Source organism: Bradyrhizobium sp. CER78 (genome assembly GCF_029846235.1).
Classification (GTDB): Bacteria; Pseudomonadota; Alphaproteobacteria; order Rhizobiales; family Xanthobacteraceae; genus Bradyrhizobium.
The window spans coordinates 95656-111796 of the sequence record NZ_JARVWP010000021.1; the positions used below are offsets into that span (position 1 = coordinate 95656).

General features: G+C 65.0%; 19 protein-coding genes. 11 read left to right on the forward strand and 8 right to left on the reverse strand.

Annotated elements, in window-relative coordinates; translation table 11 throughout:
- Positions 1-151 precede the first annotated feature (151 nt).
- The 3 genes from QDT69_RS32210 to QDT69_RS32220 all read left to right on the forward strand — a co-directional run bounded on the left by QDT69_RS32210 (position 152) and on the right by QDT69_RS32220 (position 3450).
- On the forward strand, positions 152-565 hold the full coding sequence (locus QDT69_RS32210; RefSeq protein ID WP_173638671.1) for a Rieske (2Fe-2S) protein: 414 nt from the start codon (positions 152-154) through the stop codon (positions 563-565).
- A gap of 130 nt (positions 566-695) precedes the next feature.
- Positions 696-1313, forward strand: coding sequence for a glutathione S-transferase (locus QDT69_RS32215; protein WP_279710543.1), 618 nt, complete (start codon positions 696-698; stop codon positions 1311-1313).
- Positions 1314-1374: 61 nt separating this feature from the next.
- Positions 1375-3450: a pyridoxamine 5'-phosphate oxidase family protein gene (locus QDT69_RS32220; protein WP_279710491.1), complete on the forward strand. Its 2076-nt coding sequence runs from the start codon at positions 1375-1377 to the stop codon at positions 3448-3450.
- A gap of 24 nt (positions 3451-3474) precedes the next feature.
- Here the strand turns inward: QDT69_RS32220 and QDT69_RS32225 are convergent, their stop codons facing one another.
- Both QDT69_RS32225 and QDT69_RS32230 read right to left on the reverse strand, forming a co-directional pair.
- A complete protein-coding gene (locus tag QDT69_RS32225; RefSeq protein ID WP_347952176.1) occupies positions 3475-3810 on the reverse strand; it encodes a hypothetical protein in 336 nt (111 codons plus the stop codon).
- A 161-nt stretch (positions 3811-3971) separates the two neighbouring features.
- Positions 3972-4547 carry a TetR/AcrR family transcriptional regulator gene (locus tag QDT69_RS32230; RefSeq protein WP_279710492.1) on the reverse strand — a complete coding sequence of 192 codons (576 nt, stop codon included), beginning with the start codon at positions 4545-4547 and terminating at the stop codon, positions 3972-3974.
- A gap of 125 nt (positions 4548-4672) precedes the next feature.
- On the opposite strand from QDT69_RS32230, the gene QDT69_RS32235 reads away from it, so the two are divergent.
- The gene (locus QDT69_RS32235) at positions 4673-5656 is read left to right on the forward strand and encodes a zinc-dependent alcohol dehydrogenase family protein (protein WP_279710493.1); all 984 of its coding nucleotides are present in this window, start codon (positions 4673-4675) and stop codon (positions 5654-5656) included.
- A gap of 6 nt (positions 5657-5662) precedes the next feature.
- On the opposite strand, the gene QDT69_RS32240 is transcribed toward QDT69_RS32235, so the two are convergent.
- The 3 genes from QDT69_RS32240 to QDT69_RS32250 all read right to left on the reverse strand — a co-directional run bounded on the left by QDT69_RS32240 (position 5663) and on the right by QDT69_RS32250 (position 7723).
- A complete protein-coding gene (locus tag QDT69_RS32240) occupies positions 5663-6430 on the reverse strand; it encodes a hypothetical protein (RefSeq protein ID WP_279710494.1) in 768 nt (255 codons plus the stop codon).
- A gap of 87 nt (positions 6431-6517) precedes the next feature.
- The gene (locus tag QDT69_RS32245; protein WP_347952177.1) at positions 6518-6913 is read right to left on the reverse strand and encodes a hypothetical protein; all 396 of its coding nucleotides are present in this window, start codon (positions 6911-6913) and stop codon (positions 6518-6520) included.
- A 54-nt stretch (positions 6914-6967) separates the two neighbouring features.
- A complete protein-coding gene (locus tag QDT69_RS32250) occupies positions 6968-7723 on the reverse strand; it encodes a hypothetical protein (RefSeq protein WP_279710545.1) in 756 nt (251 codons plus the stop codon).
- A 263-nt stretch (positions 7724-7986) separates the two neighbouring features.
- Here QDT69_RS32250 and QDT69_RS32255 point away from each other — a divergent pair, with 263 nt between their 5' ends.
- The 4 genes from QDT69_RS32255 to QDT69_RS32270 all read left to right on the forward strand — a co-directional run bounded on the left by QDT69_RS32255 (position 7987) and on the right by QDT69_RS32270 (position 11734).
- Positions 7987-8649 carry a response regulator transcription factor gene (locus QDT69_RS32255; RefSeq protein WP_279710496.1) on the forward strand — a complete coding sequence of 221 codons (663 nt, stop codon included), beginning with the start codon at positions 7987-7989 and terminating at the stop codon, positions 8647-8649.
- Complete coding sequence (locus tag QDT69_RS32260) at positions 8646-9950, forward strand: ATP-binding protein (protein WP_279710497.1); 1305 nt, start codon at positions 8646-8648, stop codon at positions 9948-9950. Before QDT69_RS32255 ends, QDT69_RS32260 begins: the two co-directional genes overlap by 4 nt.
- 132 nt (positions 9951-10082) lie before the next feature.
- Positions 10083-10895, forward strand: coding sequence for a uridine kinase (locus QDT69_RS32265; protein ID WP_279710498.1), 813 nt, complete (start codon positions 10083-10085; stop codon positions 10893-10895).
- A gap of 14 nt (positions 10896-10909) precedes the next feature.
- Positions 10910-11734: a molybdenum storage protein subunit alpha gene (locus tag QDT69_RS32270; RefSeq protein ID WP_279710499.1), complete on the forward strand. Its 825-nt coding sequence runs from the start codon at positions 10910-10912 to the stop codon at positions 11732-11734.
- A 43-nt stretch (positions 11735-11777) separates the two neighbouring features.
- On the opposite strand, the gene QDT69_RS32275 is transcribed toward QDT69_RS32270, so the two are convergent.
- On the reverse strand, positions 11778-12173 hold the full coding sequence (locus tag QDT69_RS32275) for a hypothetical protein (RefSeq protein ID WP_279710500.1): 396 nt from the start codon (positions 12171-12173) through the stop codon (positions 11778-11780).
- A gap of 191 nt (positions 12174-12364) precedes the next feature.
- On the opposite strand from QDT69_RS32275, the gene QDT69_RS32280 reads away from it, so the two are divergent.
- On the forward strand, positions 12365-12730 hold the full coding sequence (locus tag QDT69_RS32280; protein WP_279710501.1) for a cupin domain-containing protein: 366 nt from the start codon (positions 12365-12367) through the stop codon (positions 12728-12730).
- Between the two features lie 24 nt (positions 12731-12754).
- On the opposite strand, the gene QDT69_RS32285 is transcribed toward QDT69_RS32280, so the two are convergent.
- Positions 12755-13888 carry a fatty acid desaturase gene (locus QDT69_RS32285; protein WP_279710546.1) on the reverse strand — a complete coding sequence of 378 codons (1134 nt, stop codon included), beginning with the start codon at positions 13886-13888 and terminating at the stop codon, positions 12755-12757.
- Between the two features lie 330 nt (positions 13889-14218).
- Complete coding sequence (locus QDT69_RS32290; RefSeq protein ID WP_279710502.1) at positions 14219-14827, reverse strand: TetR-like C-terminal domain-containing protein; 609 nt, start codon at positions 14825-14827, stop codon at positions 14219-14221.
- A 112-nt stretch (positions 14828-14939) separates the two neighbouring features.
- Here QDT69_RS32290 and QDT69_RS32295 point away from each other — a divergent pair, with 112 nt between their 5' ends.
- Both QDT69_RS32295 and QDT69_RS32300 read left to right on the forward strand, forming a co-directional pair.
- Entirely contained in the window at positions 14940-15635 is a 696-nt protein-coding gene (locus tag QDT69_RS32295; protein ID WP_279710503.1) for a PspA/IM30 family protein, read from the forward strand.
- Between the two features lie 56 nt (positions 15636-15691).
- Positions 15692-15967, forward strand: a complete 276-nt coding sequence (locus QDT69_RS32300; protein ID WP_279710504.1) for a YiaA/YiaB family inner membrane protein — start codon at positions 15692-15694, stop codon at positions 15965-15967.
- Positions 15968-16141 lie beyond the last annotated feature (174 nt).

Sequence of the window (16141 nt, forward strand, 5' to 3'; positions counted from 1 at the left end):
TTGCATCGTTAGATGCAATCCGGGTGAGGGGGAGTCTCCGCAAGCACGACTATCTCCGAATGTGCGGAGACTGCCCCTCACCCCAACCCTCTCCCCGTAAAAACGGGGCGAGGGAGCGCACCGCCGTTGCGGTCGATACGCTAGGATTCCGATGACCCGTCACATCGTCGCGCGCACCAGCGAGATTCCTGCCGGCGGCAACAAGGTGTTCGGCCTCGAGGGCCGCGACATCGTCGTGTTCCACGTCAATGGCGAGTTCTTCGCGCTGCTCAATCGTTGTCCGCATGAGGGCGCACCGCTGGAGAAGGCGGCCTGCGTGGCGCGCCTGACCTCGCCGGAGCCCGGCATCTACCAGCGCGACCGTGTCGGCGAGATGCTGCGCTGTCCGTGGCACGGCTGGGAATTCGACATGCGCAACGGCCAGTCCTGGTTCGACCCCAAGCGGTTCAGGATCCGCTCCTATCCGGTCGCGGTCGAAAGCGGCGCGGAGTTGCAGAAGGGGCCGTATGTCGCCGAGACGTTCCCGGTGCACATCGAGGACAATTACGTGATCGTCGAGGTTTGACGGCGCGTCTCGTTGTTGCGATTATTGCAATAATGAAGTTCCGTCGACGCTAATTATAATAGCGGCTGCAATGGACCATCTTGAGGTCGCGGTCGGGAATGGTCCCGTCCACGACATCAGGAACGGCACCATGAAGCTCTATCACTTCGCGCTCTCCGGCCACGCGCACCGCGCGCGCCTGTTCATCTCCCTGCTCGGAATTCCGCACGAACTGGTCGACGTCGACCTCGGGTCCGCTGCGCAGAAGACGCCGGAATTCCTCGCGCTCAATCCGTTCGGCCAGGTGCCGGTGCTCGACGATGGCGGCACCATCATTCCCGACTCCAACGCGATCCTGGTCTATCTCGCGACCAAGCTCGGCCGCACCGACTGGCTGCCGCAGGATGCGAAGGGCGCTGCCGCCGTGCAGCGCTGGCTGTCGGTTGCCGCCGGCGATCTCGCGTTCGGACCCGCCGCGGCGCGACTCGTCACCGTGTTCGGCGCCAAGTTCAATCCGGAAGACGTGATCGCCCGCGCGCATATGATGCTGAAGCGGCTCGAAGCTCATCTTGCCGATCGCGATTGGCTGGTCGGTGCGCAGCCGACGATCGCCGATGTGGCGCTCTACAGCTATCTGTCGAGCGCGCCCGAGGGCAACGTCGATCTCTCCGGCTATGCGCGCGTCAACGCGTTCCTGCGCCGGATCGAGGCATTGCCGGGCTTCGTGCCCTTCGCCAAGACCCCGGTCGGTCTGGCTGCGGCTGCGTGATGTGCTGATCGGGCGTGCCCGCGGGCACGCCCGTCCAATCCCGAGAAGGGAGGGCGACGAGATGAGCGACAGGCGAACCAAGAGCAAGCTGTCGGCCTGGCATGCCGGCGAAAGGGCGATGCAGCAGCGGGCCGGCGTCGCCGAGAAGATGGAGGCCGTCGGCCAGCGCGCGGTGCGCGACTTCATGCCCGACCAGCATCGCGACTTCTTCGCGCAGATTCCCTTCATCGTGGTCGGCAGCGTCGACGGCAGCGGCGACGCATGGGCCTCATTGCTGGCCGGCCGGCCCGGCTTCATCTCATCGCCGACACCGCGCAGTCTCGAGATCGATGCGCGGCCCGACGTCAGCGATCCCGTCAGCGACGGCATGCGCGAGGACGACGCCATCGCATTGCTGGGCATAGAATTGCACACGCGGCGCCGCAACCGTGCCAACGGGCTGCTCCGCGCATCGTCGGGCAAGGCGCTCAGCTTCGAGCTCGATCAGAGCTTTGGCAACTGCCCGCAGTACATCCAGCTCCGCGACTTCGCCTTCGTGCGCGAGCCGGATCAGCCGTTCAGCGGAGCGATCGAGACGAGCACGACGCTCGATCAGGGCGCGCGCGAGATGATCGCGGCGGCGGACACGTTCTTCGTGGCGTCCTATGCCGAGCGCGAGGACCGCCGTCAGGTCGACGTGTCGCATCGCGGCGGCAGAGCGGGCTTCGTTCGCGTCGCCGCCGACGGCACGCTGACGATCCCGGATTTCGCCGGCAATCTGTTCTTCAACACGCTCGGCAACATCCTGATCAACGGCAAGGCCGGGCTGGCGTTTGTCGATTTCGAAACCGGCGACATGCTGCAACTGACCGGTGACGCCGAGGTGATCCTGGACTCGCCGGAGATCGCGGCGTTTCAGGGCGCCGAACGGCTCTGGAGCTTTCGCGCCCGTCGCGTGGTGCGCAGGCGCGGCGCGCTGCCGCTGCGCTGGGCGTTCCGGGCCGAGGGCTGGTCGCCGAATGCGCTGATGACCAGCGACTGGACGCAGGCCGCAGATCGCATTCGGGCAACCAAGCTTGCGACGCAGTGGCGTCCGTTCAAGGTCACCAAGATCGTTGACGAGAGCCGCTCGATCCGCTCGTTTCATCTGCTGCCGGATGACGGCGCGGGGCGGCTGCCGCACCGGGCGGGACAGCACCTGCCGATCCGCATCGCGCTCCCCGGCGCCGACAAGCCGATCATTCGCACCTACACGCTGTCGGTCGCGCCGTCGGATGGCATGTATCGCATCAGCGTGAAGCGTGACGGCGCGGTGTCGCAGCATCTGCATGGCCACATCCGTGTCGGCGACATCATCGAGGCGCGTGCGCCGGGCGGCGGCTTCACCATCGATGCGCGCGAGAAGCGGCCCGCAGTGCTGCTCGCCGGTGGTGTCGGCATCACGCCGCTGCTCGCGATGCTGCGCCATGTGGTTTATGAGGGGCTGCGTACCCGCGGCATCCGGCCGACCTTCCTGCTCCAGGCCGCGCGTACGAAGGCGGACCGCGCGTTCGGCGACGAATTGCAGCAACTGGCTGAGGCCGCAGGCGGCGCAGTCCGGATCATTCGCGTGCTGAGTGACGTCGCTGGCGCCGAGCAGGGCACCGACTACGACGCCTCGGGACGGATCGACATGGCGCTGCTGTCGCGCGTCCTGCCGTTCAACGACTACGATTTCTATCTGTGCGGCCCGCCGCAGTTCACCCAATCGCTCTATGATGCCCTGCGCGGCTACAACATTGCCGATAACAGGATTCACGCCGAAGCCTTCGGGCCATCGTCGCTGGCGAGGAAGCCCGACGCCGTCAGCGCGGCGCCGCCGCGCCGGCCGCCCGCGACCGCGCCGGTCCCGGTCGCTTTCACCGTGTCCCTGAAGGAAGCGCGCTGGACGCCGGAATCCGGCACGTTGCTCGAGTTGGCCGAAGCGCGCGGCCTCAGTCCTGTGTTCAGTTGCCGGGAAGGCAATTGCGGAAGCTGCCGAACCAGATTGCAGGCGGGGTCTGTCACTTATGTGAAGGAGCCGACCGCCGAGGTGGCTGATGACGAGGTCCTGATCTGCTGCGCCGTGCCGGCAAAGCCGGAGGCGGAAGGCGACGACCGGATCCAGCTTGATCTCTGATCGCTGAGCCCGTGCGGCGCCTGATCAACCCATGCTGCCGGGCATGAAGCAGCGCGGCCTCGGGTGACCATTCAGGTAATACGGCCAGACCACGGTGTGGCCGGCGCGATTGGGGCCGGTGACGACGGCCTCGTCGGGAACGTCGACCCACTCGCCCTCGAGGCGCACGCGGTAGTGGCCGTCCTTGGTGTCCCAATCGGCGTCGTCGACGCGCGTCGCGTCGGTGCCGTCGCAGCAGGGTCCCTTGCCGCTGTGCAGGCTCTCATACCAGCCGTTGAGTTCGGGATGCTGATGATCGTGGGCCCGGGCCGGACCGATCGCCGGCATCGGCAGCAGGACGGTGAGTACAGTAAGCGTCATACGCCAAAACGATCTGTTCATCTGGTTCCCAGTTCCGGAAGCCCGTGTCTGCCAATCCGGAAATGGTCACAGAGTTCATTTCATCAATAGATGATATTTATCATATAAATCACATTCATGAGAGGCACAGCGGGCGCGGGGGGAACGCAGTGCTGACAAGGTCAGGCGAGCAGGCCCATTACCTGCTCGATCACGGCCTTCACCTGCTTCGAATCCGGCGTCTGGTGCGCGAGCGCCATCAGCCCCGCATGCACCACCATCACCGTGTGCGCGGTGATGTCGGGATCGAAGCCCTTCTTGAACTGCGCGCGGTCGGCGCGCAGCCGCGTGCGCAGCAGCTCTTCGAGCCGCCGGTTGTAGCGCTCGATGCTCTTGCGGAGCGCGGCCTGATCGAGCGAGCCGTCGGTCGCCGAATTGATCGACAGGCAGCCGCGCTGTCCCTTCTCACCCGAGCAATAGGGGATGAAGCCGGTCAGCCACTGCCTGATCGCCTCGCGGGCCGGCCCCGGCTGCGCCAGGGTGCGCTCGGCCCAGCCGAGGATGCCGTCGTGATAGCGGTCCAGCACGCGCAGGAACAGGGCGTGCTTGTCGCCGAACGCCGCGTAAAGGCTCGGCTTCGCGATCCCGCTCGCGGCCGTGATCTCGTCGAGCGAGGTCGCCTGAAACCCCTTCTGCCAGAATACCTGACGGGCGATTTCCAGGACGTCGTCCGGATCGAAGCTGCGCGGCCTTGCCATGGCGCTGTTTTATGTACTCTCGCGTCCGATGTGAAGCCTTCACCTTGCTGTGAAGTAATCTCCAGTCATTGACGCCGCCTTGATTCTGTACCTATAAGTACAGAATAAAATCGGGAGATGATGCCATGAAGGCGGTTCAGGTTGTTGCGTTCGGACGTCCGGCGGAGGTGGTGAAGCTCAACGAGGTGCCTGATGTCGGCAGCCCCGGGCCGAACGAAGTGGTGGTCGCGGTCGAGGCCGCGCCGATCAACAACTCGGACTTCATGATCATGGCCGGACGCTACGGCTATCTGCCGACGCCGCCGGCGACGCTCGGGATCGAGGGCGTCGGGCGCGTCATCGCCGCGGGGGCGCAGGTCAAGAACCTCAGGGAAGGTGACCGCACGCTCGTTCCGTTCATGATCCCGACCTGGACCGAACGGCTCAAGTTCGCGCCGTCCTGGCAGCGTCCGTTGCCAGAGACTGCCGACATCCGGCAGCTGTCGATGATCGCGGTCAATCCGGCGACCGCTTATCTGCTGCTGACCGATTTCGTCAAAATCCCACGCGGCGGCTGGGTGATCCAGAACGGCGCCAATTCGGCGACGGCGCGCGCGGTGATCGCCATCGCTAGGTCGCTTGGCCTCAAGACGGTCAACATCGTCCGCCGCGAGGAGGTCGTGAATGAGGTCAAGGCGGTCGGCGGCGATATCGTGCTGGTCGACGGGCCGGATCTCGCCAAACGCGTCGCCAAGGAGACCGGCAAGGCGCCGATCCAGCTCGCGCTCGACGTCGTCGGCGGCTCGTCGGCCTTGAACCTGATGAACTGCCTGGCGCCGAAGGGTGTCCTCGTCATTTACAGCGCGATGAGCGGACAGCCGTTCTCCGGCTCGGCCTTGAGCGTGATCTTCAACGAGGTGTCGGTGCGCGGCTTCTGGCTCGCCCATTGGAGCAAGACCGCAACCGATGACGCGATGGCCACGATGTACGACCATCTCGTGCCGATGGTCGCCTCGGGGGCGATCAGCGCGCCGGTGGTCGGGTCCTATCGCCTGGAGGATTTTTCGCAGGCGATCGCGCAGGCGTCGGCATTCAAGGGCAAGGTCATCTTCACGCCGAACCAGGCCTGATCGAACTCACGCGTGCTTGCCCGCGCGTTGCGGCAGGATGAAGACCAGAGCCGCGATCGCTGCGGCGAGAGCAACGGATGCGGTGTAGCGGCTGAGCGCGAGGCCGCCGTGATCCAGCGGCTTGTCGAGGAAATCGCCGACGGTCGCGCCAAGCGGCCGGGTCAGGACGAACGCGATCCAGAACAGCACCGTGTGCGACACCCGGGTCCAGAGATAGGCCGCGGCGACGATGGCGATGCCGGCGGCGAACACGATGGCGCCGCCGCCATAGCCGAGGCCGGTAGAGTCGGCCATCCAGTCGCCGAGCGCGGTGCCCAGCGTCTGCGAGAACAGGATCGTGATCCAGTAGAAGGTTTCGGCCGCCTTGTTGTCGATCGATGCGATCGAGACCGTTCCCATGGTGCGATACCATGCAGCGAGGGATGCAACGAGCAGTGCGGCGAGCAGCGACGAGCCGCCGAGATATCCGATCCCGAGCGAGCGGTCGACGAAATCGGCAAAGGTCGTGCCGACCGTCGTGGTCGTGATGATGACAGTCCAGTAGAGCAGCGGATGAAAGCGCCTTGCCGCCATCTGTGCTGAGACGGCAGCAACGAAGATGACCGCGAAGATCGCGGTGCCGACGAGATAGCCGAGATTCATCGACATCGTGACCGCGTCGCCGCCGGTCTCGCCGAGCGTCGTGGCGAGAATCTTGATGATCCAGAAGCCGAGCGTGACGGCGGGAACCTTGCCCGCGCGGTCCTCGGTGGCGTTGTCGAGCAGCATATCCATGGGGTGGTCACTCCAAGATTCGTCACTTCAAGAGACATCGCCGGCGGACGATACCGCCGGCGGGTGGTCGAATGATGGACGGAGAGATCAGGCCTTCATCGAGTCCATGATCGAGAGCAATTCGGCGAGCGCCTTCTTGCATTTGGCGGCGTCCGGATTGGTCTCACGCACCGCCTCGAGCGCACGATCGATCGCCTTGTCGACCGTGTGCCAGTCCGCGGCCGCGCGCGGCTTCAAACCGGCTTCCGCCTCGTCCCATTTGGTCTCGAGATCCTTGATCCGCGTCTTGGCGCCGGCGAGGTCATTCTTGTCGACCATTTCAGCGACGTCGGCAGCGATGCTGCGGAACGGCGCGAGATCGCCGAGTTTGGATGCGGCCGCTTGCGCGCGCGGCAGCAGGGTCAGGCCTCCGCTCGCATGCGGGAATGGTGAAGTCACCACGAGAGCGTGGATTGCGGCAAGTGCGAGTATCGTTCTGTTCATCATGGTTCTCCTGTTGGGGGGGCTTCGGCCGGCGTCCTCTTGGACGCGACCTATTCATGCGCCGGGCGATGCTTCGGGGTTTTGTTCGCTGCCGCCTTCGAACGACAGCCAGCCGACCAGCGCGATGATCACTGCGAGGAAGGCGAGGCTGGTGTAGATCGTGCCGAAGCCGAGGCCGCCATAGTCGCGGGATTGCGACAGCATGTCGCTGAACGAGGCGCCGAGCGGCCGGGTCAGGATGTAGGCAATCCAGAACGCCAGCACCTCGTTGGCGCCGAGCGCGTAGGCCGCAGTGACGCCTGCGATCAGCGCCATGAACACCAGGACGCCGACGTTGAAGCCGAGGCCCAGCGCTTCGGTGGCAAGATCGCCCGCCGCCGTGCCGAGCGCGAATGTGAAGAGGATCGCGGCCCAGTAGAACAATTCGCGCCGCGTGGTCACGATGCTGTGGATCGACAGCGTCCGCTCGAGCGCGAACCAGATTGCGAAGGTCGCGGCCAGCGCGATCGCAAAGACGGCCGTGCTGACGTAGAGGCTGATCTCGAGCTTGTCGGTCAGCACATCGGTGATCTGAGTGCCGACGATGCTGACCAGCACGACCGTCAGCCAATAGATCCATGGCACGTAACGGTCCCTTCGCAGCTGGAGAGCCAGCACGGCCGCAAGCAGCCCGGCCATGATCAGGCCGGTCACGCTTGTTCCGAGGCCGACATGGACGGCGAGATAGTCGGCGCCGGTCTCGCCGACCGTGGTCGACATGATCTTGATCAGCCAGAAGACGAGGGTGACTTCGGGCACCTTGTTCAGCATGCTGCGGCCGAGGCGTCGGGTAACCTGCACGGTGGTGAACTCCGCTGTGAGATCGCCGGCGGTTCCGCCGGGTTCGACACGGAGCGTGCCCTGCGAGACTTAGCTCCGGCTTAGCCGGGCTGAGTGGCCGCCACGCAGGCGCCGGAAGCCCTAAGTTCCGGCTAAGTCGAAGCTGATATGATCGCGCTTGTGTCGCGCGTTGAGCGATGCGACGCAGTTTCGCCGGGTCACCCCCGGTGTGGATCGGGATGGATTGCCAGGCGATGCGTGTGCTCTTGGTCGAAGACGACAGGATGATCGGCGCCGCCGTCGTCGAGGCGTTGCGGGATGCCGCCTATGCCGTCGACTGGGTGCGCGATGGCGATCTCGCCATCGAGGCCAGCCGCAGCGAGACCTACGACATCGCGCTGCTCGATCTCGGACTGCCATTGACCGATGGCCTCGACGTCCTCAAGGCGATCCGCGCGACCTCCATGCGCCTTCCCGTCATCATTCTCACCGCGCGCGACGCGCTGAACGATCGCATCCAGGGGCTCGATCTCGGCGCCGACGACTACCTGGTCAAGCCGTTCGAGATCGCGGAATTGCTGGCGCGCATGCGGGCGGTGCTGCGGCGCGAGGGCAGCGGGGCGCCGCCGGTGCTGACCAACGGCGAGCTTCACCTCGACCCGGCGACGCGGGAAGCGGACTTCTGCGGCGAAAAAGCCGTGCTCAGCGCGCGCGAGTTCGCTCTGCTTCAGGCGCTGTTGAATCGCCCGGGAACGATCCTGTCCCGCGCCGAGCTTGAGCGCCAGATCTATGGCTGGAGCGAGGAGGTCGAGAGCAACGCCGTCGAATTCCTGATCCACGCGGTGCGCAGAAAGCTCGGCGCCGGCGCGATCAGGAACGTGCGCGGCGTCGGATGGATGGTGGATCGTTCGAGATGATGGGATCGCTGCGCGGCCGCCTGTTCGTCGGACTCACGGCGATTATTCTGCTGACGGGCGCCGTCGGCGGGATCCTGGCGTACCGGTGGGCCTACAGCGAAGCGATCGAGATGCAGGACTCCGTCCTGATCCAGATCGGCAGCTTTGCGCTGAGCGCTCCGCTCCGGCAGAGCCGCCCGGTCACCGGTGTCGATGCCGAAGCCGAGGTTGCCGTCGTCGAGCTGGGCGAGGCGTCGCGCGGCGCCACTGATGATCGCCGGCTGTGGGGTCTGACGGATGGGCTGCACAATGACGTCTATCACGGACAGCCGGTCCGCGTGCTGCTTCGGACGCGGCCGGACGGCAGCCGCTTCGCGGTGACGCAGCAGACCGAGATCCGCACCGAGATCGCGGGCGACATGGCCGTGCGCACGCTGTTGCCGATCGCCGCGCTGGTGCCATGCCTGCTGCTGATGACCGCATTCGTGATCGCCCGATCGTTCCGGCCGATGTTGCGCCTCGCCGGCGATCTCGACGCGAGCAGGGTGGACGACATCGGCACGCTGCCGGCGACCGGCGCGCCAAGCGAGCTGCAGCCGTTCCTTGGCTCGATCAACGGGTTGCTCCGGCGGACGCGCGTCATGATGGATCAGCAGCGGCGCTTCATCGCCGACGCGGCCCATGAACTTCGAACGCCGGTCACCGCGCTGAGTTTGCAGGCGGAAAATCTCGCCTCGCTCGACATGCCCGCGGAGACGCGCGACCGGCTCGATGCGTTGAAGAGCGGCATGCGGCGCACCAAGCATCTGCTCGAGCAACTTCTGGCGCTGGCGCGTCAGGACGCCGCGCCGTCCACCGTGAACACCGCGGTGGAATTGGACAAGATGGCAAAGGGCGTCGTCGCCGATCTGCTGCCGGAGGCGGCGACGCGCAACATCGATCTCGGTTTTGCGACCGTTGAGGCGGTCGCAGTGAACGGTGATCCGACGTCCTTGATCTCGGCGATCCGGAACCTGGTCGAGAATGCGATCAAGTTCACGCCCAATGGTGGGGCTGTCGATCTCAGCGTCCATCGCGAGGACGCAATGGCGATCATCCAGATCGAGGACAGCGGGCCGGGAATCCCGCCGCAGGATCTGGCGCGGACCGGCGAGCCGTTCTTTCGCGGCGGCCAGCCGAGCGGCGAAGGGGCGGGGCTCGGGCTCTCGATCGTGAAGCGAATTGTCGATCGTGCCACAGGTTCGATCCTGTTCGAGAATGTCACCGGCGCCGGACGCTCGGGCCTGCGCGTGACGGTCAAGCTGCCGGTGGCCGATCCGTAACGCCGGGCGGCCGGCAAAATGCGGCAAAGCGCGCGGCATCATTGCCATTGCGTCTTGAGACCCGCGCCGCTTATCGCTACCAGTGCAGTCCGAAAGCGATGCCCGGGCGCATTGGAGATAAGGACGTTTCTCATGGCAAACACCACGGCGGAGCTTGAAGCGCTCCTGATGCAGCGGTCGCTGACCGATCCGCAGCTCTTGGCGAAAGCGGAGGCCGCGCCGGACTTCCGCATCCTGCCGGATGCCACGGTCGTCAAGATCGGCGGCCAGAGCGTGATCGACCGCGGCCGCGCCGCCGTCTATCCGCTGGTGGACGAGATCGTCGCGGCTCGCAAGGCGCACAAGCTGTTGATCGGGACCGGTGCCGGCACCCGCGCCCGGCATCTCTACTCGATCGCGGCCGGGCTTCGGCTGCCGGCCGGCGTGCTCTCGCAACTCGGCGCCTCGGTCGCCGATCAGAATGCGGTGATGCTCGGCCAGCTGCTGGCCAAGCACGGCATCTCCGCGGTCAGCGGCGCCGGTCTGTCGGCGGTGCCGCTTTATCTCGCCGAGGTCAACGCCGTGATCTTCAGCGGCATGCCGCCTTACGGGCTGTGGATGCGGCCCGCGGCCGAGGGCATGATCCCGCCCTATCGCACCGACGCCGGATGCTTCCTGGTTGCCGAACAGTTCGGCTGCAAGGCGATGATTTATGTGAAGGACGAGAACGGTCTCTACACCGCGAACCCGAAGACCTCAAAGGGCGCGACCTTCATTCCAAAAATATCGGTCGCCGAGATGAAGGCAAAGGGATTGCAGGATTCGATCCTCGAATTCCCGGTGCTCGATCTGCTCGCCTCCGCGCGCCATGTCCGCCAGGTGCAGGTCATCAATGGCCTCGTCCCCGGCAATCTCACCCGCGCGCTCGCGGGCGAGCATGTCGGCACCATCATCACCGCGAACTGAGCAGAGACACGACCATGGATGACACCATCAAGCACGTCGCTTCGCCGCTCGCGCGCCAGACCCTGCTCGACAGCGATCTCACCCGTCCCGTCGCCGGCGGACGCCCGATCCCGCTGCTGCCATGGGTGCAGGTGATCAAGATCGGCGGCCGCTCCATCATGGATCGCGGCCATGAGGCGATCCTGCCGATCGTCGACGAATTGCGCTCGCTGCTGCCCGAGCACCGCATGCTGATCCTGACCGGCGCAGGCGTCCGCGCCCGCCATCTCTACAGCGTCGGTCTCGACCTCGGATTGCCGGTCGGCTCGCTTCAGCCGCTCGCGGCCAGCGAGGCCGGGCAGAACGGCCATATCCTCGGCTGCCTGCTCGCGCCGGAGGGCGTGTCCTATATCGAGCATCCGACCATCGCGAGCCAGCTCGCGATCCATCTCTCCGCATCGCGCGCGGTGGTGGGCAGCGCCTTCCCGCCCTATCACCATCACGAGTTTCCGAACTCGCGCATCCCGTTGCATCGGGCCGACACCGGCGCGTTCTTGCTCGCCGATGCGCTCGGCGCCGCCGGGCTGACCATCGTGGAGGATGTCGACGGCGTCTACACCGACGATCCCAATGGTCCCGAGGCTAAGAAGGCGCAGCTGCTGCGCGAGACGAGCTTCGCGGATCTCGCCAAGCTGAAGGGGACGCTGCCGTTCGATCCCGCACTGCTCGAGGTGATGGCCAATGCGCGGCACATCGAGCGCGTGCAGGTCGTGAACGGCCTGGCTCCCGGCCGGCTCACCGCCGCGCTGCGCGGTCAGCATGTCGGATCGATCATCCGCACCGGCGCGCGCCCAGCCTGATCCCGAATGCAATGGTCGCGCGCTGGGTCCGCCTGGCGCGCGATTACTTGATCGTCGCGTGCACGGTGATGACCGAGGTGCCGGAGGCCTTCGGCCCCTTGCCCGTCGCCTTGATGGCAAAGCTGTCGCTGCCCTTGTACTTGGCCTTGGCCCTGTACTCGAACGTCGACGGGTTGATCTTCTTCAATTTGCCATAGGCCGGCTTCTGCGAGATCGACGAATCCGTCACCGTGCCGCGGATTCCGATCGGGATCTGGCAGCTTTCGCCGGAGGCGATGTCGATATCGCCGGTCGAGTTCTCGCCCCAATCCGCCAATGTCACCGACATCGAGCATTCCGGCACAGCCTGCGCCGACAGCGCCGGCGTGACACCTGATGCTGCAAGGACGAGCGCCAGGGCGGCTCTCCCTGACGACCGCGTGACGATACTCATTTTCATGCAAGGCCCACTGCTGAAGATTTCGCACAGGAATCCTGCAACGCCGGAGCAGGGGTGGCAAGGACTTCGACTCAGTTGTGTGACACGTATTGAAATGCGTGGGCGCTTGTTGTGCCGCCGAAGCGTCCCCATCATCATCGCAGCCCGATCTGATCGGGACACATTCGTTCGCATGACAAGGAAGGGTTCCCATGGCTGAAGGCAACCAGGCAAACGCCCGGCAGGCCGGATTTGCCGGCGTGACGCGCAAGACCCTCGAGCGTCTTGCATTGCCCGGCGATCACCGCGAGCTCGTCGTTGCCGAGGTGACCTATCCGCCCGGCGGCGTTGCTCCGCTGCACCGCCATCCGGTCGGCGGCGTGGTCTTCATCGTCGAAGGCACCGCCGAGTCCGCCTATGGCGACGAGGCCCCGCGACAATATCGGGCCGGCGAGACCTTGCAGGATCGCGCTGACGTTCCGCACACGCTGTTTCGCAATTGCGACCCGGAACGGCCGCTGCGCTTCCTGACCATCTACGCGCTCGAACCCGGGCGCGCCTACACGATGGAGCCGTGAGGCCCGCGAGGTTTGATGCAAATACTACCGTTTATTCGCTTGCGGTTTTGGGGTTGCTCCGGCCAGCGCAGGTGGAACGGCCAGGAGCAGGCAAACCGATTCCACCAGGAGCTCATGTGCACGATCGACGATATCGTCCAATGAACTCGTCCTCGCGAACATGGCCTGGGCTTCCGCCAGCAACCGCTCACGCGTCGGGATGCTGGGCAGATGCAGGTCGGCGCGATGCTGTAACAAGACAAGCGCCTCTCGCACCGACAGTCCGGTTTCGTGGACCGACGACTTGATGGCCTGCGCGATGTATTCGGGATTGAAGCGACCAGCGAGCTGCTCGGCCGTTCGCTTGATCACACGTGATCCCAGGCGTTGCTCGTTGCGGAGAACCTGCGCGGGCGGCGCCTTGAGATCCCAGACGATACCGAGCCAGGACAAGGCCACCAGAACATAATAGGTCGCGTCGATCTCCCACCAGCGGAAGCCTTGCCGCGCGCTGCTTTGGTAGGCGTGGTGATTGTTGTGCCAACCCTCACCCATCGTAACCAGCGCCAGCAGCCAATTGTTGCGGGAGTCATCACCCGTCACATAGTGCTTGCGTCCGTGAACATGTGCGAGGGAGTTGATGCAAAACGTTGCGTGATACAGCAGCACCGTGCTCCAGAAGAAACCGGCCAGAAGCCCCGGCCATCCGGCAATGAGGAAGCATAGACCTGCGACCACGACCGCCGGCAAGACCTCGAATTTGTGCAGCCACGTCAACTCCGGATACGAGGCAAGGTCCGAAACTTTCGTCAGGTCGGTTGCATCGTGCTCTCGATAGAAAATCCAGCCGAGATGACTGTACACGAAGCCTTTGTGACGGGGTGAATGCACATCCTGCTCGGTGTCCGAATGAAGGTGGTGATGTCGATGTTTCGCAGCCCACCAGAGGACGCTTTTCTGGCCGCTGCTTTGGGCAAGGAATGCGAGGACGAACTGAAACACCCGGCTCGTCGCGTAAGCTCGATGCGAGAAGTACCGATGATATCCGGCCGTGATCGCAAACATGCGCAGCCAATACAGCGCGACGCAGATTGCGATTGCCGGCCCTGAGACGCCCGACCAGATCGCCGCCAGACACCCGACGTGGACCAGCAGGAACGGGAGCACCTGCGGATACATGATGTCGTCGTGTTGCGGTTCTGGATCGATATTGGTGGACACGCTCGTGACCTCGATTGCTGCAATGTGCGGGACGTCTCACCGGCGGACGGTTCAAGTCGCGGTCTCGGCGGACATTGCGCGTGGTGTGACAAAGAGAACCCCGCGCCGGTCGACCAGTCGCGGGGGCGCGAAAATCTGAAACTTAGCTAGTACATCCGTGGTCAAAGCGATATGGCGCAGATTACCGCAGCGCGCGAAGATTTTCCGCAGCGAATTTGCCAGTCCGGCGGCCTGCAAGCCGTCGACCTGACCACACATCGGACACATTGGGCGGTGCGGGCACGTGCGCTACTCCTTCTTCGCCGTCAGCCCGTCGACCATCGCGCGCGTCAATGTCGCGATCTCGCTGCGTAGTTGGCCGATCGGCACGGCGATCAACTTGTGCTCCAGTCCGAGCGCGACCATGCCATGCACGGCGGAGAACAGGCTGCGCGCGGTGACGCCGAGTTGCGCCGGCGAGCGCTGCGGAAACAACGCGGCGAGCGGCTTGTAGATGTGGCGGAACAATTCCATCTGCTCGGTGATCGCCCATTCCGGCACCGGCTTGCCGGGTTGCATGCGATGCTCGAACAGCGCGCGCCACAGTTCGAGATTGTCGGCGGCGAAGTCGCAATAGGCGACCGCGATCCGCACCAGCATCTCGCGCGGCGCCGCCACTCCGCCGATCTCGGCCAGCGACAGCGAGGCGTCCAGCCGGGCCAGCGTGCGTGAGCCGACCCGCAGGATCAGCTCATCGACATCCTCGACCAGATTGTAGACGCCGCCGTTGGCGACCCCGATTTCCTGGGCCAGTTCGCGGGTTTTCAGGCCACCGAGACCTTTCGCCGCAATCGCCCGTTCCGCTGCCTCGATCAGCGCTTCGCGCAGTTTTGCCCGTCGTTCCAATGCCTTGGACATGTTTCACCCACCGTTAACCACAAGGCTGAGCGCCGCTCAAATAATTCTTGAGCAATGCTCATTATGTGGTACAAGAGATTCATGAGCGATGCTCATAACAGGGAGCGATCAAATGTTCAAAACTGTTTTGACAATTTTCCGCGGCAGCGTGGCGGCGGCCGAGGAGGAACTGCAAGACCGGACCGCGCTGGTCGTCCTCGACCAGCAGATGCGCGACGCGGCCGCCGCGGTCGACCGCTCGAAGCGGACGCTGGCGCTCGCCATCGCAGGCGACGCGCAGGAGGGCCGGCGGCTCGAGGCCACCAACGGGAGGATCGCCGATCTCGAGGTGCGCGCTTCGGCGGCGCTCGAGGGCGGCCGCGAAGACCTCGCCCGCGAAGCCGCGCAGGCGATCGCCAACCTCGAGGCCGAACGCGATGCCGCAATGACCGCGCGCACGCTGTTCGCCACCGAAATCACCCGGCTGAAGCGCCACGTTGCCAATGCCGAGGCGCGGATTGCCGAGCTGGATCGCGGCCGGCGCCTCGCACGTGCCTCGGAGGCGGTGCGTTCGCTGCGCCGGAGCGGCATCGAGGCTGCGCGGCCCTACGAGTCGACGCTGCCGGAAGCCGAGGCGACGCTGAAGCGGCTGCGCGAGCGGCAGATGGAGATCCAGGCGGCCGATGACGCGCTGTTCGAGATCGATACCGCCTCGGGACCGGTCGTCATCGCCGAGAAACTCGCGGAGCAGGGTTTTGGTCCGCGGATGAAATCGACTGCCGACGACGTGCTGGCGCGGCTGAAAGCCAAGCGCCCGCCGGCCGCCTGACATTTCACGCCTGCAACTGAACCATCTTCAAACCTCGCAACATCAAGGAGACGACCATGAACCAGACCATCCAACCCCACAGCGGCGCCTGGGTCACCTTCACCTACGCGTCCTTTGCGGCTTCCGCCTTCCTCGTCGCCATCGGCGTGTTCTTCCTGCCGATCAGCCCCTGGATGCAGGGCTATCTGACGATGGGCATCGTGATGCTGATCCAGACCTGCATCACGCTGACCAAGACCGTGCGCGACAACCACGAGAGCAGCAGGCTCGTGAACCGCATCGAGGACGCCAAGGCCGAGCGCCTGCTGATGGAAGTCTCCAAGGCGGGTTGAGGAGTGGCCTGAGCCGGACCCAAGACGAAGGCGGCGGGTGTTCTTCAGCCGCCGATTTCGTCCCAAGACGCGAACTCCCGATCCCCTCCACGTCATTGCGAGGAGCGATAGCGACGAAGCAATCCATCGCGCACCATACGCGGAACGATGGATTGCTTCGCTTCGCTCGCAATG